A 20,452-nucleotide genomic window follows, 5' to 3' on the forward strand; every position below is an offset into this window, starting at 1 on the left:
TCTTGCCAAAGAAGACATATTCCGCTCCTCAGCAATACTCTATGCTGCAAAATTAATAAAAACTTTCGAAAGTATATATAAAAACAACGTAAAAAAACAACTTTTCCTCCAAAATATTTGGTTTTTCGGATAAAAACATTCCGCAATTTTGCCAAATCGTAGTATTTTAGCATAGATTTGACAGAATTATATCTCACTCATCCACCATTATCCAAATATTAGCCTTATCCTTGCACCTAAATAATTATAACTGAAGAAGAAGATATGACTATCAATATAATCCATTCATCGTGACGGGAAGCATCCTGCTGCCAATTTTTCTTACCGTGTAGAAGAATCAAAGACGCAGAATCAGGTTGTACCAACTTGGTAAATCGAAGAAACATTTAAAATATCATTAGCGCAAATTATCCGCGGATAATTTGCGCTAATGGTATGAAAAAAGCACGTTAGCGCTGATTATCTGCATACTATACCTATATAATTATCCAAATATTGCAGACACGGAATATAATGGATAATTGGCAAGCCAATCCTGCTCTCTATAAGGTGACATGGATAGGCGCATACCTTTCAATCCCTGATTGCGCTCTACAAACACCCTCAAACTCTTAGCCTGCAAATTCTCCTCAGCCTTTACTTCTATCGGAATGATTCTTTCTTCATCCTGCACTAGAAAATCTATTTCACCACGTGAATTTTCTGCCGACCAATAATAGATAGACAAGGAAGATTTCTCCTTAAGCTGCTGCAGGACATACTGCTCTGTCAGCGCCCCCTTAAAATCTGAAAACAGCACATTTCCTTCCAGCAAGCTTTGGGCAGGAATATTGCTCATGGCACCCATCAGTCCCACATCAGACAGGAATAATTTGAAAGCAGAGAAATCCTCGTATGCAGCCAATGGCAACAAGGCTTTCTTACAGCGGTTTACCTTATAGACCAACCCTGCATCTTTCAGCCATTCAATGGCGAGTTCAAAATCCTTTGCTCTGGCACCTTCCTTCACGGCACCATAGATGAATTTCTTGTTTTCCTTGGCAAGCTGGGATGGGATGGATTTCCAAACCATTCGGATACGTGGAACTTCTATAGCCGGGGCATGTTTGGAAAAATCACGCTCATACGCTTCAAGGATTCCTTTTTGAATGCTTCTGACTTTAGCCAGATTCCTCTCGCTGGCAAAAGACTGGACTACAGCCGGCATTCCCCCGACCAGATAATACTGTCGCAGGCATTCTTCGAATTTATTCCGGAACATAGTTATCATATTCCAATCCTTTGACATAAGCAGTTCTACCATACGGCTTTCACCGATTGCATCTAGAAATTCAAAGAATGTGAGGGGATATAAATGCATGAAATCTACCTTACCTACAGGAAAAGAGTCATTCTGATGCATCGCAATTCCGAGCAATGAACCTGCAGCTACGACATGATATTGAGGTGCTTTTTCTGCAAAATACTTTAATGCGGTGATACCCCTGGGTGCTTCTTGTATCTCATCAAGGATAATAAGCGTATTTTCATCAATAGAAACTCCTGTACTCCATTGTATGCTATTGATAATACGGGGAATATCAAAGTCATGTGCAAAAACTTCCCGGAGCATTTCATTGTCTTCGAAGTTTACATACGCACTACGGGTATAGGCCTCTTTGGCAAATTCCTGCATCAGCCAGGTTTTGCCAACCTGGCGGGCTCCAAGCATAATCAACGGCTTTCGGTCGTTGCTTGCTTTCCATTGATATAGGTATTTGATGGCATTTCTCTTCATAACTATCTGATTATTTGATATTTCTGAATGCAAAGATACATTTTTTATTTCAAAGAGCACAAAAAGTCGTCCTTAAAAATGTATAAAACTACAAAAAGTCGTCCTTAAAAGTGTAGAAAATCACAAAAAGTCGTCCTTAAAAGTGTATTTGTATCATACATCTAACAAAATCAAAGCGGACAAACTGTAGAATTACTTCTTTCTGATTGAAGCAGAACAAACATAGCGACACCGTACAGAAACAGATTACGATGAACGATTTGTTTAAAAGAAAGTCTCCCGACAGGTGTCAATAGAAAGTCTCCCGACAGGCGTCCCGGCGGATTTGAAATCGCCGAACGCGTAACGGGATAATCTGCGCTAATAAGCTTTTTTCATACCGTTAGCGCAGATTATCCAAGAATAATTTGCGCTAATGGGTATTTTTTTATATCTTTGCGCAGAAAATAAGCTGCACTCGCAATTTGAAAGCAAGCTTTCATTGCGCTCGCTTGCATTATTCTTTGCAAAAAGAAAATAACGAAAGATATGGAACAGAGACTGATAGGAAGAGAAGCAGAACTCAAACTGCTCAATGAATATATAAACTCCGATAGATCAGAGTTTATCGCCGTCTATGGAAGACGACGTGTAGGCAAGACTTTTCTCATCAGAAAAGCCGTAGAGGACCATTTTGCCTTCTTCATTACAGGAATGAACGGAGTTGCTAAAGGCGAACAGCTTGTCAACTTCAGCATTTCCCTGCAAAAATATACCCACTCCACCACTCTTCAGACATTCAAGAGCTGGCTGCTGGCATTCTATGCCCTGTCACAATACATAGAAACACTTCCGGAAGGCAAGAAAGTAATATTCATCGATGAATTGCCATGGATGGATACCGCCAAATCGGGATTCATACCAGCACTGGAAAACTTCTGGAACAGCTGGGCTGTACTGCGCAACGACATCAAACTCATCGTTTGCGGATCCGCCACCTCCTGGATGATCAACAACCTGATTCGCAACCGTGGTGGCTTGCACAACCGACTGACCCATCATCTGATTGTAAAACCATTCACCCTGCACGAATGCGAAGAATACTTCAAGGCTTACCACTTCGGCTACAGCCGAAAACAGATAGCAGAATGCTATATGGTTATGGGAGGAATACCTTATTATCTGTCTATGATGGATAAATCGAAAAGTCTGGCACAGAACATCGACCAGCTTTTTTTCGCAGACAATGCAGAACTGAAAGATGAGTTCAACGACTTATACAGAGCTTTGTTTAAGAAATCAGCCGACCATATCGCCGTGGTTACTGCCCTTGCTACCAAAGGAATGGGTATGACCCGACAGGAACTGGTCAAGGCATCGGGAGGAAAAGATAACGGAGCCTTCTCTACTGTACTGGAAGAATTGGAACAATGCGGATTCATCCGTCTGTATGAACCATTCAGTACAGCCAACAAGATGACTTCCGACATTCGCCAAAAGCGAAACACCTTATTCCAGTTAGTAGATTTCTATACGCTCTTCTACTTCCGTTTCATCAAGCACAACAAGTATCAGGATTCCTGTTTCTGGTCATCCTCCCAAAACAGTCAGCTATACCATACTTGGGCTGGCTTGTCTTTCGAGATGCTTTGTCTAAACCATATAGACAAAATCAAGCACGCCCTGGGAATTTCGGGAGTACAGACCTTGGTTTGCTCATGGCGAAGCAGCAATACAGAAAAGGGAACTCAAATTGACTTGCTGATAGACCGGAAAGATGAAACCATCAATATCTGTGAGATGAAATTCTACAAGAGCGAATTTGAAATCAGCAAGGAATATGAGGAGAAGTTGTCGGAGAAACTGCGTATCTTCACAGAAGAGACAAAGACTTCCAAATCGCTTCTCCTCACATTGATTACTTCTTTCGGATTGAAGCAGAACAAACATAGCGACATCGTACAGAAACAGATTACGATGGATGAATTGTTTATTTAATTGGCAAGCCAATTATATTGAATATTTTTATTAAAAGAATTTTCGAATGTGGTGAAGAGTGGGTGAAGAGTGGCTAAGAACTCTTCACCACGCCAAATACCTTGTTTATAGGCATTTACAAAGGAAAGGTGAAGAGTGAAGAGTTTTTGGCACAGGGACTCCTCACCGACCGCTATCTCAACAGAATACCGGCAGACAGCCGTATGACAAAAGAGCATTAAATTCATAAAAAACTTGCATTTTATTTTGTTATGTGCCAAAATAAATGTAATTTTGCACCTTGAATAGGGTTATACCTTATTATATTTAAGAAAAGAAACATAATTATTAGATAAAACAATGGAATACAACTTCAGAGAAATCGAGAAGAAATGGCACCAGAAATGGGTCGAGAACAAGACCTACAAGGTGACTGAGGATGAAAACAAGAAGAAATTCTATGTGCTCAACATGTTCCCTTATCCATCAGGAGCTGGTCTGCACGTAGGTCACCCACTTGGTTATATCGCTAGCGATATCTATGCACGCTACAAGCGTTTGAACGGATTTAACGTACTGAACCCTATGGGTTACGATGCGTACGGATTGCCTGCTGAGCAGTATGCTATCCAGACTGGTCAGCACCCAGAGGTAACTACCATAGCCAACATCAACCGCTATCGTGAGCAGCTCGACAAAATCGGCTTCTCTTTCGACTGGGTCCGCGAGGTTCGTACCTGCGACCCTAAGTATTACCATTGGACTCAGTGGGCTTTCCAGAAGATGTTCAACTCATTCTTCTGCAACAGCTGCCAGAAGGCTCAGCCTATCGAGAAGCTCATCAAGCGCTTCGAGGAGAAGGGTTCTGCTGACTTGAACGTAGCTCAGAACGAGCAGATTGACTTCACTGCCGAGGAGTGGAACAGCTACGACGACGTGAAGAAGCAGCAGATTCTGATGAACTACCGCATCGCTTACCTCGGTGAAACCATGGTAAACTGGTGCCCAGGTCTGGGTACTGTGCTTGCCAACGACGAGGTAGTAAACGGCGTAAGTGAGCGTGGCGGTTATCCTGTCATCCAGAAGAAGATGCAGCAGTGGTGCCTGAGAACATCAGCCTACTCTCAGCGTCTGCTCGATGGTTTGGAGACCATCCAGTGGAGCGACAGTATCAAGGAAACCCAGAAAAACTGGATTGGCCGTTCTGAGGGTACAGAGGTAGTATTCTCTGTAAAGGACAGCGACGTGAAGTTTACCATCTTTACCACCCGTGCCGATACTATGTTTGGTGTAACCTTCATGGTTCTGGCTCCAGAGAGCGAATATGTTCAGCAGGTAACTACAGCCGAGCAGAAGGAAGAGGTGGAGAAATATCTCGACTACGTGAAGAAGCGTACCGAGCTTGACCGTATGGCTAACCATAGTGTAACCGGTGTATTCTCAGGAAGTTATGCCATCAATCCATTCACTGGCGAGGCAATCCCAATATGGATTTCAGAATATGTATTGGCTGGATATGGTACAGGTGCCATTATGGCTGTGCCAGCTCACGATAGCCGTGACTATGCCTTTGCCAAGCACTTCAACCTGCCTATCATTCCTCTTATCGAGGGTGCTGATGTTTCAGAGGAGAGCTTCGATGCCAAGGAAGGTATCGTAACCAACTCACCTGTAGCAGGCAAGAGCAGCATGGATGGCTTCTCTCTGAACGGACTCACCGTGAAGGAGGCTATCGCAGCTACCAAGAAATTTGTTACCGAGAAGGGCATCGGCCGAGTAAAGGTAAACTATCGTCTCCGCGACGCCATCTTCTCACGCCAGCGCTACTGGGGTGAGCCATTCCCAGTATATTACAAGGACGGAATGCCACAGATGGTTCCTGAGGAGTGCCTGCCACTCGAATTGCCTGAGATTGAGACCTATAAGCCAACAGAAACTGGCGAGCCACCATTGGGCAGAGCCAAGAAGTGGGCTTGGGATGCCGAGAAAAAAGAGGTGGTTGACAAGAGCCTCGTAGATAACAAGACCGTATTCCCACTGGAGCTCAACACCATGCCAGGTTTCGCAGGTTCTTCTGCTTACTATCTGCGCTACATGGATCCTCACAACGATGAGGCACTCGTAAGCAAGGAGGCTGATGAGTACTGGCAGAATGTAGACCTCTACGTAGGTGGTTGCGAACATGCTACCGGTCACTTGATTTACTCTCGTTTCTGGAACAAGTTCCTCTTCGACCTCGGCGTAAGCTGCAAGGAAGAGCCATTCCAGAAGCTGGTGAACCAGGGTATGATTCAGGGCCGTTCTAACTTCGTTTACCGCATCAACAGCAATGACCACGACAAGGCTCCTGTATTCGTAAGCTTGAACCTGAAGAAGGATTACGACGTAACTCCTATCCACGTAGATGTAAACATCGTAAGCAACGATGTTTTGGATATCGAGGCATTCAAGGCTTGGCGCCCTGAGTATCAGAACGCTGAGTTCATCCTGGAGGATGGCAAGTACATCTGCGGATGGGCTATCGAGAAGATGTCTAAGAGTATGTTCAACGTAGTAAATCCAGATATGATTGTCGAGAAGTATGGTGCTGATACCCTACGTCTCTACGAAATGTTCCTGGGTCCTGTAGAGGCCAGCAAGCCTTGGGATACCAACGGTATCGACGGTTGCCACCGCTTCCTGAAGAAGTTCTGGGGTCTGTTCTACGAGAACCGTACCGACAACTTCCTTCCATCAGCCGACGAGGCAGCGAAGCCAGAGAGTCTGAAGAGCGTTCACAAGCTCATCAAGAAGGTAAGCGAGGATATCGAGAAGTTCTCTTACAACACATCTATCTCAGCCTTCATGATTGCCGTGAACGAACTCGGTCAGCAGAAGTGCCGCAACAAGGAACTCCTGACAGATCTCGTCATCCTCATTGCTCCATTCGCTCCACACATCGCAGAAGAGTTGTGGGCAGCACTTGGCGAGCAGGGCAGCGTTTGCGATGCAGCATGGCCTAAGTATGATGAGCAGTATCTGAAGGAGAACGATATGCAGCTCACTATTTCCTTCAATGGTAAAGCTCGTTTCCAGATGACTTTCCCTGTGGATACTCCTAACGAGGAAATCCAGAAGCAGGTATTGGAAGACGAGAAGAGCCAGAAGTACTTGGAAGGATTCAACGTGTTGAAGGTGATTATCGTACCAAAGAAGATCGTCAACGTAGTGTTGAAAAAGTAATTTATAGATAACAGGAAGTTAAGGAGTTAAGGAGTAAAAGGAGTTAAGACAATTGTATATCCTGTCAATAGAAGATATACGAAAAAAAAAACTGTTGTCTTAACTTCTTGACTCCCTTTAACTCCTTAACTACTTTTAAAATACGAGGAAAATATAATGCAAATAGCAATCAGTCAAACAATTAAGAATGAGTGCAAGGATTATTTCTACATTACCCTTGGACTCTTGCTTTACACATTTGGATGGACCATCTTTCTGCTTCCATACCAGATAGTAACGGGTGGCGTAACGGGTATCGCAGCCGTGATTTACTACGGCACGGGGATACCTATCTATTTGTCTTATTTTCTCATCAATGCAGCCTTGCTGCTTGCCGCGCTGAAGATACTGGGATTCAAGTTCATGGTGAAGACCATCTATGCCATCATCATGCTCTCCCTATTTTTGGCTCTGGCGCAAGACTGGATGATAGGTGAAGATGGCAAGATGGTACAGATATTGGGAGAGGGACAGGACTTCATGTCGCTCATCATCGGCTGTCTGTTTACGGGTTTATCACTCGCCATCGTCTTTCTGCATAATGGAAGTACAGGTGGAACGGATATCATTGCTGCCATCGTCAACAAATATCACAACATCTCGCTGGGCCGTGTGCTCATCTTCGTGGATCTCCTCATCGTGGGCAGTTCATTCTTCGTCTTCAATGCGAAACCAGAGTTTACCACGATAGACGCTGTTAGAAAGGTAGTATTCGGTCTCTGTACGATGGTGATAGAAAACCTGGTACTCGACTATGTGATGAATGCCAAGCGAGAAAGTGTGCAGTTTATGATATTCAGCAAGAAATATCAGGAGATAGCCAATGCCATCGGTATGCAGATGGATCATGGCGTAACCATTCTCGATGGCCATGGCTGGTACACGGGAAACGAGATGAAGGTGCTCTGTATTCTGGCAAAGAAGAACGAGAGCGTCACCATCTTCCGTATCGTCAAGATCATCGACCCAAATGCCTTTGTAAGTCAGAGTTCCGTTATCGGTGTGTATGGCGAGGGATTTGATGAGATGAAGGTGAAAATCAAAGATAAAGACATTAAAACAATTAAAAGTTAAAAGTTTATAGCGGCTTCGCCGTATAGCAAGAAGCACTATTGCAAGAATGCCCTATAAACTATTAACTATAAATTATAAACTTATGAAAAGGATAGTATTTGCAACCAATAACCAGCATAAACTCCAGGAGATTCGCGACATCCTGGGTAGCGACTACGAGGTAGTATCGCTGAAGGAGATAGAATGCGATGTGGATATTCCTGAAACAGGCAACACATTGGAAGAGAATGCCTTGCAGAAGGCGCAGTATGTTTATGACCATTACCACGTAAGTTGCTTTGCCGATGATACCGGTCTGGAGGTAGAGGCACTGGATGGTGCCCCTGGCGTTCACAGTGCCCGCTATGCCGAGGGTACCGACCACGACAGTGAGGCTAACATGGCTAAGCTGTTGAGAGAACTGGATGGTAAGGAAAACCGCCAGGCCCGCTTCCGCACCGTTATCTGCTACATCGAGAAGCAGGATGTATGTCCTTGCGGCTGCACCAGCATCAAGAAAATTCACCAGTTCGAGGGTATCGTAAACGGCCATATCGCCACCGAGAAGCGTGGTACCGAAGGCTTCGGCTACGACCCAATCTTCGTTCCTGAAGGATATGACCAGAGTTTTGCTGAGCTGGGTGAGGAAATCAAGAACGGCATCAGTCACAGAGCCAGAGCCGTGAAAAAACTCGTGGAATATCTGAAGAAATAATATGATCAATTCTCTTTCGATACTAATCCCTACATATAATAATGTATGCCTTGAGCTTGTAAAGTCCTTACAAGCTCAAGCCGCTGCATTGCCCGATTTCGAGTACGAAATCCTGGTGGCAGACGATGGCAGCACCGACCGCCTCACCATCTATGAAAACCGCGAGATACGCTCGCTACCCTACTGCCGCTATATCGAAAGAGAAAAGAACGTGGGCAGGGCGGCCATCCGCAACATTCTGGCAGAAGAAGCCCTGCATCCCTGGTTGCTGTTCATAGATAGCAATATGCAAGTAATTCATCCTCAATATCTTACCACATACCTGCAATCAGAAGAAAGCGACGTTATCTATGGTGGATACCAGATTAAGCGAAACGATGAGAAATACCAACACAATCTGCGCTACATCTTTGAGTGCATCGGTACCCAGAATGCTGACTACAAGCAGCGCCAAGCCAATCCATACGGAGATTTCCATACCTCCAACTTTATGGTAAGGCAAGACATTATGCTGCAATATCCACTGGATGAGCGATTTATCACCTATGGCTACGAAGACGTGCTATGGGGAAAAACGCTCCAAGAAAACCAGATCAAGATATTGCATATAGACAATACATTGGGATATGAGAATTTCATCGGCAACATGAGTTTCCTCTATAAGACAGAAGAGAGCCTGCGCACCCTCAACCAGTTTAAGGAAGAACTGCAGGGCTACTCCAAAGTACTGGATTATGCCCTGAAAATGAAACGCTGGCATCTCTATCCATTCTGCCAAAAACTATATCCCCTGCTCAGTTTGCCAATAAAAGCTAGGCTCACAGGCAATAAACCCAGCATTTTCTGGTTTAATATATATAAGTTATTATACTATATACATTTAGACAGAAACATATAAAAACGTAGCATAACCCAATATGAACAAGAAGATATCAGTCATCATCATAGCGCTGCTGCTTCAGGTAGTACAACTGCAAGCAGCCATAGGCGACTGGAAAGCCTACATGGCGTACCACAACGTACAGGAGATAGAACAAGCCGGAAACCTGGTATTTGTCCAGGCTTCCAACAACCTATATGTCTACAATCAGAACGACCAGAGCATCCAGACATTCAGCAAGATAGACTATCTGAGCGATTGCGACATCAAGCACATCGCCTACTGCCAAGCTGCCCATCGCCTGCTCATCCTCTATAGCGACTCCAACATCGACCTCATGAACACGAGTAATTATGAGGTTACCAATCTGGCAGATTACTATAATGCCTCTACCACAGGCGACAAGACCATCTATGATATCTATGTAAACGACAAATATGCCTACATGAGCAATGGTTTCGGCATCGTAAAAGTAAACGTGGCAGATGGAGAAATCAGCGATACATACAACTTAGGCTTCAAGGTAAACTGGTGCGAAATCAAGGATAATTGCATCTATGCCTATAGCCAAACAGATGGTCAATATCGCGCTCCCCTCTCAGTTAACTTGCTCGATAAGAACAACTGGAGCAAGGTGGGAGGCTATGCTGCAAAACAGCAAGCAGACAAGAGCGAACTCAAGCAGATGGTAAGCACGCTGAATCCTGGAGGACCAAAGTATAACTATTTTGGCTTCATGAAGTTTGCCAACAATCAACTGTATACTTGTGATGGTGGATTTGCAGTAGGCATCTCTAGAAAAGGCTGTATCCAGATGCTAAAGAATGAAGAATGGAACATCTATCCAGACGACAACATAAGCTCTAAGACAAATGTAACTTATGAAAATTTGGAATGTCTGGACTATGACCCTACTGATACAAGTCATATCTTTGTAGGAGGCAGAAATGGTCTCTACGAATACAAAAATGGAAACTTCGAAAAATATTATAACTACGAGAACTCTCCAATAGAAAGATATAATAACAGAAGCAAAGAATACGAGCTCATAACGGGAGTGAAATTTGACAAAGAGGGCAATCTTTGGATGCTGAATAGTCAAGCTCCGACTCAATCGCTTATAGAATTTACTAAAGATAAGCAATGGATAAGCCATCAGCTACCCGACTTGATGAAACTTGACGATGCAGGTTTTACCAATAAGAGTCTTGGCTTATTGGGAAATATGCTGATTGATAGCAGAGGCCTCTTATGGTTTGTCAATAACCACTGGATTGTACCTTCTCTCTATTGTTATCAGTTTTCTGAAGACAATTCGGAAGAAAGACTTAACGCTTTCACTAGTTTTGTAAATGAAGATGGAACAGAAGTATCAGTAGGTGCTGTGAGATGCGCAGCAGAAGACAAGGATGGCAATATCTGGATAGGCACCAGTGCTGGTCCTTTATTATTAGATCCTAACCAGATAACAGCATCTGCACCAACATTTACCCAAGTGAAAGTACCTAGAAATGATGGCACTAACTATGCAGACTATCTGCTGAGTGGAATAGACGTTTCTTGTATAGCTGTAGATGGAGCCAACCGCAAATGGTTTGGTACCAAAAAAAATGGCATATATCTTATCAGTGAGGATAATCTATCAGAAATACATCATTTCACCACACTTAATAGTCCTCTGCTTTCCAACGGAATAGAATCTATCGCCATCAATGAAAAAACGGGCGAAGTATTTATTGGAACAGACAAAGGTCTATGCTCATATATGTCTGACTCCAGTACTCCAAACGAAAGCATGACTTCTGATAATGTGTGGGCTTATCCTAATCCTGTAAAACCTGACTACACAGGACTTATAACCATAGTAGGACTGAGCCAAAACGCCGATGTCAAGATACTTACTTCGAATGGTAGGATAGTAAATGAAGGCAAGAGTAATGGCGGTACATACACCTGGAATGGTTGTGATGCTAATGGGAAAAAAGTAGCCAGTGGCATATATATGGTTGCTACTGCCACTAATGATGTGGAAAAAGGCACTGTCTGCAAAATAGCTATTATAAAGTAATAATGAGACAACTGACGTATGTAAGTTATATAAAAATATGGGCAATGATAATCGTGGTATTTTATCATTGCCTTTGCGGCTATAGCAATATATGGGGTGAAGAATATTCTTGGCAAACAGTACCCACATGGTATCATCTATCCCATATATTGGTATATTTCCACATACCCATTTTTACCCTAATGAGTGCATATTTATACGGACATTTAAGTTGCTCAGGCAGATACCAAAGTTCGTGTTCCTTTATCTGTAAAAAGACAAAACGCCTCCTTATACCATATATCGTGTGGGGCTTACTCATCTGTATCATTCAAAAATGGGACTTGACATATTTACTATGTGGAATATCCCATCTATGGTACTTATTCTTTTTATTTGAAGCCTTTATCATATTCCATTTCACCAATAAAATTCCTCATTGGAGCAAATACATTTTACTTATATCCTTATATTCAGCGTGTTGTATTATCAACTATTATAATCCGACTCCCTTTATGGGAATAGGTTATTTTGTTAGATATATGCCCTATTTCATCATAGGCTATTATATATACTTCATCTTAGAAAGAGACATCATAAAGAAAAAGGTTGCTTCTTATACAGCAATCGCATGCTCACTTCTATTTGCACTAGAGTATGTATTAGACAACAACAAATTCATACTCGCAGGATTGAGCCTCCTCCTCATTATCTGCATCACCATCCTAAGCAAACAAAATGAAACACAGCTGGTAGGCAGAAAAAGAATATTAAAACTGGATAAATATGCGATGGGTATATATATCATACACCATATCATCATACTGGAGACCAATAATTCCACCCTAGGACAGCAATCTATGGAGCATTACATCCTTTATCCCATCGTGCTATTCATTATGAGCCTTGGCATATCTTGGCTCATCACATACATCTTGCAAAAGTCAAAACTTGGAAATATTATAATCGGCTCTTAATAATTCACATAACAATGTATAATAACAAAAGATTCATAACATTTATCATCATAAGCGCACCAATCATCTTATTGGGAATTTTGCAGATATTACCAACATTTGATGATTGGACAACTTTGTCGGCTCCCAACAGAGATCCAAATTTCCTACAATATTTTCTTCCTTATGGAATGACTTGGCGACCAGGAGATGCCCTCATTGGCTATGTCAATGGATTAAGCCCTAAGTTTTTTCCTACCTTGAATCATATCCTTGTATTCACCTCACATATAGGAAGTATGATTATGGTATATCTTATCATACAAAAGCTAGGATTTAAGCCAATATCCAGAAATATCGCCACCATATTTTTCTATATATCCCCCTGTGTACTAGGAAATATCCTTAGTTGCGATGCTACCAACCAAAGTTTTGCACATTTCTTTGGAATCCTATCTGTATATCTATATTTAAGTATCAACAACAAATATAAATATATAGCATGGACCATTTGCGTCTATCTATCAGCAGCCTTCAAGGACAATGGCATAGCCTGGGCCATTATTCCCCCTATCGTAAGCTTTGCCTTCCTAAAAATAGAGAAAGAAACATTTAGGGAAGACTTGATGATAGGCTTAGCCATTGCCATCATATATGGCGTGATAAGACTCACCATTCCCCATAACCTATTTATCAATGCCAGCTATGCTGATGATGTAGTCAGCCTACACAGCCGTATTAAAGGATTTGTTACTTGGATAGGATATACATGGTTTTCTGCTGATTATATATGCATTGTACATCAGCCTAGCAGAAATCTTCTTGTGGCAACATTAACTCTATTCCTGTCTCTTCCACTTATGATAATATTGTGGAAAAACAAAAATATATGGCAAGGTAAGACCATCTTTTGCTTATTGGCAGCTTTCACTCTAGTAGTATCTCCTAATCTACTCATCAGCATGACCATCATGAACGCTTATGGCTCACTGGGCATAGCTGCTATTATTATGGCCTACTTAATAGAGAAAAGTCAGTTATCAAAGAAAAAGATATCTACCTTATTATATTTATATATTTTATCTGCAGCCATTGTAGATATTCACCATTGGTATAACGCATGGCAAACTTCTCTTCCTGAAAAGAGCATATCACAAGCCATCGTTCAAAAGACAGGAAAACCTGTGGATAAAGCATACTGCATATTGATAAAAGATGATTATCCCAAGTACTCATCCTTCTGCGTACCAAAAGATGAAACTATAGGTTGGGGAAGGTCTATTTGGCATGCCACAGGATACAAATGGCCCCAATACGTAAACGATACTACCATCGACAGAACTCATAAGGCTAAAGAAATAGCTTATAGCATAGCCAACCATAAAATAAAACATGGCTATAAAGCTGTTTGGATAGTAAACAAAGAAGAAGTAACAGTCATTAAATAATCATAAATTAAAAACATCATTATGAAAAGAATAATTAGTCTCTATACATTCTGCATGCTGACTATAACAATGCATGCCCAATTTATGGTGAATGGACACCAAGCAGTATATGACGCATCAACCAATACTTATCTCATCAGTATTGGGGAAGAAAGTTTTCAAACTGACTTTCAATCAGATATTACTCTAGAAAAAGATTCTCTCTGGACAGAAATATCTATAGATAATATTCCTGTGAATGACAGTTACACCTTTAAGAATATAGAAGGTGGCAAGAAATATTCACTGAATGGTAAAAGAAATGAAGTTACCTTTAGTTCATATATTACCTTTACATCTCTCCCTATCATCAACTTAGCGGGAGATTTTGGATATGATTATGCCAATGGTAGCATAGAAATCATGCTGCCCACATCAGCAAATAGTGAACATTCTCTCATCAAAGCAAAATGGAGAGGAGGATCCACAAACTATTATGACAGACATAAAAGAAACTATAAAATTAAGACACTAAACGAAAAAGGAAAAAGCAAGGATATATCATTCCTTGGACTAAGAGAAGACAACAACTGGATTTTAGATGCAGGACAAATAGACTTGTTCAGGCTGAGAAACAGAATAGCTACCGAGATATGGCAAGATATGAGCACCAAGCCTTATTATGTAGACAAGGAACCAAAGGCACAAAGTGCGGTTAATGGAAAAGTAGTAGAGGTGATTCTCAACCATCAATATGCAGGAATCTATTCGCTGACAGAAGCTATGGACAGAAAGCAAATGAAACTAAAAAAATATGATAGCAAAAATCAAGAGTTTCATGGTATGTTTTGGAAAGCCAGCGAATGGGGAAATGCTTTGTTCTGGGGAACAGAAGGTGAATATGACAACAACTCAGAAACATGGAATGCCTTCGAGGTAAAATATCCAGATATAGAAGATGTATGTCCTACCGACTACAGCCTACTATATCAGGCTATAGATTTTGTGGCAACTAGTGATGACGATACTTTCAAATCACAAGTTGCCCAATACTTCGACATTCCTGTTCTTATAGACTATTACATCTTCCTGCAATTTACCAATGCTGTAGATAATACTGGCAAGAATATATACTGGGCTATCTATGACCAAGCTCAAGACAAGAAAATGACACTGGCTGTATGGGATTTGGACGCAACAGTAGGCAGTAATTGGTCTACCAATCCACTTCATCCAGATTATGTTAAGCCAGATAATAACTTATCCATCATGAACTTTTATATCTATAACAGACTCTTATCACTTAATGTTGATGGATTTAAGGAAAAAGTAGCTCTCAGATATAAAGAGTTGAGACAAGACAAATTGAGTTTGAGCGCTTTACTAGATAGATATAATAGCTACTATCGGAAGTTAGCTCAAAGTGGCGCAGCCAAAAGAGAAGAAAATAGATGGAGCAAAGATACCGACCTGAATGGTAATGAACTAAACTTTGAGCAGGAAATATCATATATCAATCTATGGATAGAAGCTAGATTAGCCTATCTAGACCAATCTTTACTTCCTGCATCTACAGGTATCAATAATACAATTTTAGACTATCAAGCAAAACAATACATATACAATATACAAGGACAAAGACTAGACAAAATTCCATCACAAGGAGTTTACATCATAAATGGTAAAAAGTATATCAAATGAGCAATAATAGAATCATCAATATCGCAACCATAGCATACTTGGCTTTTCTGCTTATCATTCTAGCCATATTTGGCTATACTCCAACGAATGATACAGATGGATATTTGGAATATGCCCAAGTATGCCTGCATCAAGGAGAAGCATATCCATGTAGTACTCTTATTAAGGGCACTCCTTTTATATGGAACATTGGCTCCATCAACTTAATAGTATTTTCACTTTGGTTGTTTGGTAGTTTCTATCCGATACTTGTTTTGATGTGTATATGTAAAGCTCTGACAGCATGGCTGATAGCCAAAATTGCCCAATATATAAGCAATGACAAGATAGCCATTGCTACACTCTTTATATATATTCAATATCCCAACAACTGGGGGCAATCCACCACATTGCTTAGTGAAATACCCATGATATTCTTGGCTTTGCTTTCACTATATATTCTATTGAGCAAAAACAAAGTATACACACTCATCCTTTCGGGCGTTATCATGGCTTGGGCCAACTGGTTTCGCCCTATAGCAGTACTCTTCATCATTTCCCTATTCATCTATATCCTCCTATTTCAAAGAAAAGAGATATGGAAGAAAAACATTCCTTTCTTAATAGGATGTGGAAGTATGCTAATATTGTTTGGCACAGAATGCTATCACCGAACAGGCTACTTTGTATATCAATGTGACTCATTCTGGTATAATATGGCAGATGATGCCTATAGTGGCGCCACTCCTGATCCACATTTTGGTGAACCTCTCTTCAAAAAAGGCACACCTAGATATATAGACAATATGCAAGACAAAACTTGTTTTGAATGTCGTGAGATTTGGAAGCAAAGATGCATACCATGGCTATTGAACCATAAAATGGAATATCTTTCAAAGATTCCATATAGACTATATTATATGTATCAGAACGACATAGATAATATGGCAGCATTTTTACCCAATAAGCAAAAAGCTGAAGATAACTATATAGTATTACCCTACAGAAATATCATACAAGAAATAGGCAATCTGAGCAATGCTCAATACCTGGCATTATTATGTACTGTTTATTATTATCTTATCTTACTGACAGCTTTGCTTGGCGGAGTTTACGTCATCTATAAAAAGTTATGGCAACAGGGATTCCTGCCTTTATTTATACCCATATTTGGTACGCTCAGCCTAGTTTTGCTAGTACAGGGCGAAACAAGATTTAAGGCTCCCTATATGCCATTTGTCATGATGCTCTCAGCGTACTGTATTATGTGGATAAATAGCAAACTCAACAATTATAAGAAAAAACTATAGAAAATAGTATCTTTTTCAAAGAATTATAACTATCTTTGCATCTATGAAATTGAGCATCATCATACCAGTATATCAAACGCAAGACACTATTGATAGATGTATAGAGAGTATCTTGCAACAATCATTCACCGACTATGAGATAATCCTCGTAGACGATGGATCAGATGACGAATGCTCTCTGCTTTGCGACAAATATTCGCAAAAAGATAGGAGAATAACTACTATCCATAAGAAAAATGGCGGATTAAGCGATGCTAGAAATACAGGAATCAAGCATTCCAAAGGAAAGTATATCACCTTTATCGACAGCGATGATGCTATCCAAAACTACACATTGCAAGCATTGATGGACGAAATCAACAAATATCCAGAAACAGATGTTTTGGAATATCCCATTATGGAAAGAATAGGGCATCCATACAAAGAACAACTGCTGGCATTCACTCCTCGCAATTACAACAACTGCTGGGAATATTGGCTCAATGAACAAGGATACCTTCATACCTATGCTTGCAACAAAATATTCAGAAGATGCTTATTCAAGAACGTCTACTTTCCAAAAGGCAAAACCTTTGAGGATGTACAAACCATCCCCTTTCTAATAGGTCTAATCCCTACGGAAGGAACTTTCCAACAGAAAGTAAAGATAAGAGTTACCAACAAAGGCTGCTATCTATATTACTGGAACAATAAGGGAATAACAGCTAGCGCCAAATACGAAGATTTGCTAAGTCTATACATAGGACAGAGCATGGCACTTATCCACACATTCAAGACAATAGGTAATCGAGATGATATTATGCAGAAATATCAACTTTCTATCAACATTTATCTGACGCAGATATTAAATGTTTTGATGGATCTCTTCGAAGTATCGGGAAAATATGAGAATTGTGCTCCACTTATCAAATATACCAAGTTGATAAATAACAAAGGACTAATCAATTCTCTAAAACTCAAGTTATTATTAATTATAGGATATAAAAGATTATGCAAACTCAACAGACTTATACACAAGATATACAGGCACCACTAGTAAGTTTTATCATCACCACTTACAACCTGCCTATCCAATATCTCAAAGAATGCATTGACAGCATTCTCCAGCTCTCACTCAATGCCAAGGAGAGAGAAATCATCTTGGTAGATGATGGCAGCGACATCTGTCCGCTCAACGACTTACCAGAATATCTTGTCCATATCATCTATCTGCGCCAAGCTAACCAGGGAGTAAGCGTAGCACGCAACTATGGTATGATGATTGCAAAAGGAAGATACATACAGTTTGTAGATGGAGACGATTATCTCATACAATCGGCTTATGAACACTGCCTTGACATCGTGAGATACCACCAGCCAGACATCGTTACCTTTAAATTTTCCAAGGATGATTCTGCAGAAGCAACATACGAACTTCCTGTTCCTATATCTGGCACAGAATACCTGTCAAACAATAATTTGTATGGATCTGTTTGTTCATATATTTTCAGACGAAGCATTAAAGGTACCTTGGAATTCACACCAAATATTGTGTATGGCGAGGACGAGGAATTCACGCCACAATTGTTCTTACGTGCCGAACGCATCTTTAAGACAAATGCCGAAGCTTACTATTATCGGGTAAATACAAACTCAGTAAGTCATCAGCTAAACAAAGAAAAGATCAATCAGAGAATGGACAATAGTCTAGAGGTTATTTTGCATCTACAAAAGTTGCTTGATAAGATTCCTGTAGCCGACCGTCAGGCACTAAGCCGTCGCATAGCCCAACTGTCCATGGATTATCTCTACAATAATATTCGGCTCTATCATTCATTGATTTCTCTCAATCAAGCTATCAAGACATTGAAGAAATATGGCTTATATCCTCTTCCTGACAAGGATTACACCAAGAAATATACCATGTTCAGAAAAATTATAAGTACTTATGTAGGCAGAATAGCTCTATTGTTCTTTATAAAAAAATAAATATTCAAACTATCAAGAAGATAAGAAATGAAAATATTACTCATGGGAGAATATAGTAACGTGCATGCTACACTTGCCGAAGGACTTCACAAGTTGGGGCATCACGTTACCGTGCTCTCTAACGGCGACTTTTGGAAGAATTATCCACGAGATATTGACCTAGTAAGAAAGCCTGGAAAACTGGGCGGAATCATGTATATGATAAAGTTATACACAATAATACATAAGTTGAGAGGATACGATATTGTTCAACTCATCAATCCTATGTTTCTGGAGCTGAAGGCAGAACGCATCTTCCCAATTTACCAATATCTGAGAAAGCATAACAAGAAGGTAATCTTGGGTGGATTCGGAATGGATTACTATTGGGTAAATGTTTGCTGTAAAGACAAACCATTGAGGTACAGCGATTTTAATATGGGCAAAGAATTAAGGACTAATGCTGATGCCTTAAAGGAAAGAAAAGATTGGTTGGAAACAGAAAAAGGAAGACTCAACCTGATGATTGCCGAAGACTGCGACGGCATCGTAACGGGACTCTATGAATACTGGGCATGTTATCAACCTAGTTTTCCACAAAAAACAACATTTATTCCCTTCCCTATCAAACCGCAATTTATAACTTCAGAAAACAGCAACTCGTATATTCATGTGGATAATCATCAGGTCTTACCATTGGATACTCCCAAGAAGGTAAAACTCTTCATCGGTATCAACAAAAGCAGAAGCGAATATAAGGGCACCGATATCATGCTGAAGGCTGCACAAGCCATTGCAAAGAAATATCCAGACAAAACGGAACTCCAGATAGCCGAAAACATCCCTTTTGTAGAATATGTAAAAATAATGAATGGAAGCGATGCTATACTCGACCAACTCTACAGCTACACACCATCCATGAATCCACTGGAGGCAATGGCAAGAGGAATCATCTGCATAGGCGGCGGAGAACCTGAAAATTATGAGATTATACACGAGGATAAACTACGCCCTATCATCAATGTACTTCCTAACTACGAAAGCGTTTACCAAGAACTGGAGCACCTTGTATTGCATCCAGAACTTATTCCTTTACTCAAGCAGCAAAGCATCGAATACATCAACAAGCATCACGACTACATCAAGGTTGCTGAAAGATATGAAGCATTCTATCAAAAACTGCTTATCCAATAAGGGAAAATAAGAATATCATCAAAGGAAAATGTTGATAAACAAAAATAGAGCATTCAAATCACTTGAACGCTCTATCTTTATAATTAGATTAAATTTTCTAATATTATTTGTATAAGTAAAAGATGATGAAATGACGTTTCACAACGTCCGTTTGTTTTAACTGATGCAAAGATACGACGATATTTGTCTATAAAGTCGTAAATTATACATTTTATGGTAGCGAAATATGATTTTTCACCCATAAAAAAA

General features: G+C 40.5%; 14 protein-coding genes. 13 read left to right on the forward strand and 1 reads right to left on the reverse strand.

Annotated elements, in window-relative coordinates:
• Positions 1–484: 484 nt before the first annotated feature.
• Complete coding sequence (locus NQ544_RS11555; protein ID WP_006848220.1) at positions 485–1,777, reverse strand: ATP-binding protein; 1,293 nt, start codon at positions 1,775–1,777, stop codon at positions 485–487.
• Positions 1,778–2,305: 528 nt separating this feature from the next.
• Between NQ544_RS11555 and NQ544_RS11560 the strand changes: the two genes are divergently transcribed.
• The 13 genes from NQ544_RS11560 (at position 2,306) to NQ544_RS11615 (ending at position 20,203) form a co-directional block, all read left to right on the forward strand.
• Complete coding sequence (locus NQ544_RS11560) at positions 2,306–3,754, forward strand: AAA family ATPase (protein ID WP_006848221.1); 1,449 nt, start codon at positions 2,306–2,308, stop codon at positions 3,752–3,754.
• A 339-nt stretch (positions 3,755–4,093) separates the two neighbouring features.
• On the forward strand, positions 4,094–6,955 hold the full coding sequence (gene leuS, locus NQ544_RS11565; RefSeq protein ID WP_006848223.1) for a leucine--tRNA ligase: 2,862 nt from the start codon (positions 4,094–4,096) through the stop codon (positions 6,953–6,955).
• A 156-nt stretch (positions 6,956–7,111) separates the two neighbouring features.
• Entirely contained in the window at positions 7,112–8,068 is a 957-nt protein-coding gene (locus NQ544_RS11570; RefSeq protein ID WP_006848224.1) for a YitT family protein, read from the forward strand.
• An 82-nt stretch (positions 8,069–8,150) separates the two neighbouring features.
• A complete protein-coding gene (locus NQ544_RS11575) occupies positions 8,151–8,762 on the forward strand; it encodes a non-canonical purine NTP diphosphatase (RefSeq protein ID WP_040553392.1) in 612 nt (203 codons plus the stop codon).
• A gap of 1 nt (position 8,763) precedes the next feature.
• Positions 8,764–9,660 carry a glycosyltransferase family 2 protein gene (locus tag NQ544_RS11580; RefSeq protein ID WP_006848226.1) on the forward strand — a complete coding sequence of 299 codons (897 nt, stop codon included), beginning with the start codon at positions 8,764–8,766 and terminating at the stop codon, positions 9,658–9,660.
• Between the two features lie 19 nt (positions 9,661–9,679).
• Positions 9,680–11,710, forward strand: coding sequence for a type IX secretion system anionic LPS delivery protein PorZ (gene porZ, locus NQ544_RS11585; protein ID WP_006848227.1), 2,031 nt, complete (start codon positions 9,680–9,682; stop codon positions 11,708–11,710).
• Positions 11,711–11,754: 44 nt separating this feature from the next.
• Positions 11,755–12,666, forward strand: a complete 912-nt coding sequence (locus tag NQ544_RS14000) for an acyltransferase family protein (protein ID WP_368389034.1) — start codon at positions 11,755–11,757, stop codon at positions 12,664–12,666.
• 14 nt (positions 12,667–12,680) lie between these two features.
• The gene (locus NQ544_RS11590; protein WP_006848230.1) at positions 12,681–14,093 is read left to right on the forward strand and encodes a hypothetical protein; all 1,413 of its coding nucleotides are present in this window, start codon (positions 12,681–12,683) and stop codon (positions 14,091–14,093) included.
• A 21-nt stretch (positions 14,094–14,114) separates the two neighbouring features.
• Positions 14,115–15,773, forward strand: a complete 1,659-nt coding sequence (locus tag NQ544_RS11595) for a CotH kinase family protein (RefSeq protein WP_082231250.1) — start codon at positions 14,115–14,117, stop codon at positions 15,771–15,773.
• On the forward strand, positions 15,770–17,062 hold the full coding sequence (locus NQ544_RS11600) for a glycosyltransferase family 39 protein (RefSeq protein WP_006848232.1): 1,293 nt from the start codon (positions 15,770–15,772) through the stop codon (positions 17,060–17,062). The genes NQ544_RS11595 and NQ544_RS11600 overlap by 4 nt, the downstream gene beginning before the upstream one ends.
• A 43-nt stretch (positions 17,063–17,105) precedes the next feature.
• Complete coding sequence (locus tag NQ544_RS11605) at positions 17,106–18,098, forward strand: glycosyltransferase family 2 protein (protein ID WP_006848233.1); 993 nt, start codon at positions 17,106–17,108, stop codon at positions 18,096–18,098.
• Positions 18,053–19,030 carry a glycosyltransferase gene (locus NQ544_RS11610; protein WP_006848234.1) on the forward strand — a complete coding sequence of 326 codons (978 nt, stop codon included), beginning with the start codon at positions 18,053–18,055 and terminating at the stop codon, positions 19,028–19,030. The genes NQ544_RS11605 and NQ544_RS11610 overlap by 46 nt, the downstream gene beginning before the upstream one ends.
• 27 nt (positions 19,031–19,057) lie before the next feature.
• Positions 19,058–20,203 carry a glycosyltransferase family protein gene (locus NQ544_RS11615; RefSeq protein WP_006848235.1) on the forward strand — a complete coding sequence of 382 codons (1,146 nt, stop codon included), beginning with the start codon at positions 19,058–19,060 and terminating at the stop codon, positions 20,201–20,203.
• Positions 20,204–20,452 lie beyond the last annotated feature (249 nt).

Origin of the sequence: Segatella copri DSM 18205 (assembly GCF_025151535.1) — a bacterium.
Lineage (GTDB): Bacteria > Bacteroidota > Bacteroidia > Bacteroidales > Bacteroidaceae > Prevotella > Prevotella copri.

Excerpts from the sequence above, each read along its gene's own strand:
- NQ544_RS11555 (WP_006848220.1), bottom strand. The coding sequence starts at position 1,777 with ATGAAGAGAAATGCCATCAAATACCTATATCAATGGAAAGCAAGCAAC.
- NQ544_RS11560 (WP_006848221.1), top strand. The coding sequence starts at position 2,306 with ATGGAACAGAGACTGATAGGAAGAGAAGCAGAACTCAAACTGCTCAAT.
- leuS (WP_006848223.1), top strand. The coding sequence starts at position 4,094 with ATGGAATACAACTTCAGAGAAATCGAGAAGAAATGGCACCAGAAATGG.
- NQ544_RS11570 (WP_006848224.1), top strand. The coding sequence starts at position 7,112 with ATGCAAATAGCAATCAGTCAAACAATTAAGAATGAGTGCAAGGATTAT.
- NQ544_RS11575 (WP_040553392.1), top strand. The coding sequence starts at position 8,151 with ATGAAAAGGATAGTATTTGCAACCAATAACCAGCATAAACTCCAGGAG.
- NQ544_RS11580 (WP_006848226.1), top strand. The coding sequence starts at position 8,764 with ATGATCAATTCTCTTTCGATACTAATCCCTACATATAATAATGTATGC.
- porZ (WP_006848227.1), top strand. The coding sequence starts at position 9,680 with ATGAACAAGAAGATATCAGTCATCATCATAGCGCTGCTGCTTCAGGTA.
- NQ544_RS14000 (WP_368389034.1), top strand. The coding sequence starts at position 11,755 with ATGATAATCGTGGTATTTTATCATTGCCTTTGCGGCTATAGCAATATA.
- NQ544_RS11590 (WP_006848230.1), top strand. The coding sequence starts at position 12,681 with ATGTATAATAACAAAAGATTCATAACATTTATCATCATAAGCGCACCA.
- NQ544_RS11595 (WP_082231250.1), top strand. The coding sequence starts at position 14,115 with ATGAAAAGAATAATTAGTCTCTATACATTCTGCATGCTGACTATAACA.
- NQ544_RS11600 (WP_006848232.1), top strand. The coding sequence starts at position 15,770 with ATGAGCAATAATAGAATCATCAATATCGCAACCATAGCATACTTGGCT.
- NQ544_RS11605 (WP_006848233.1), top strand. The coding sequence starts at position 17,106 with ATGAAATTGAGCATCATCATACCAGTATATCAAACGCAAGACACTATT.
- NQ544_RS11610 (WP_006848234.1), top strand. The coding sequence starts at position 18,053 with ATGCAAACTCAACAGACTTATACACAAGATATACAGGCACCACTAGTA.
- NQ544_RS11615 (WP_006848235.1), top strand. The coding sequence starts at position 19,058 with ATGAAAATATTACTCATGGGAGAATATAGTAACGTGCATGCTACACTT.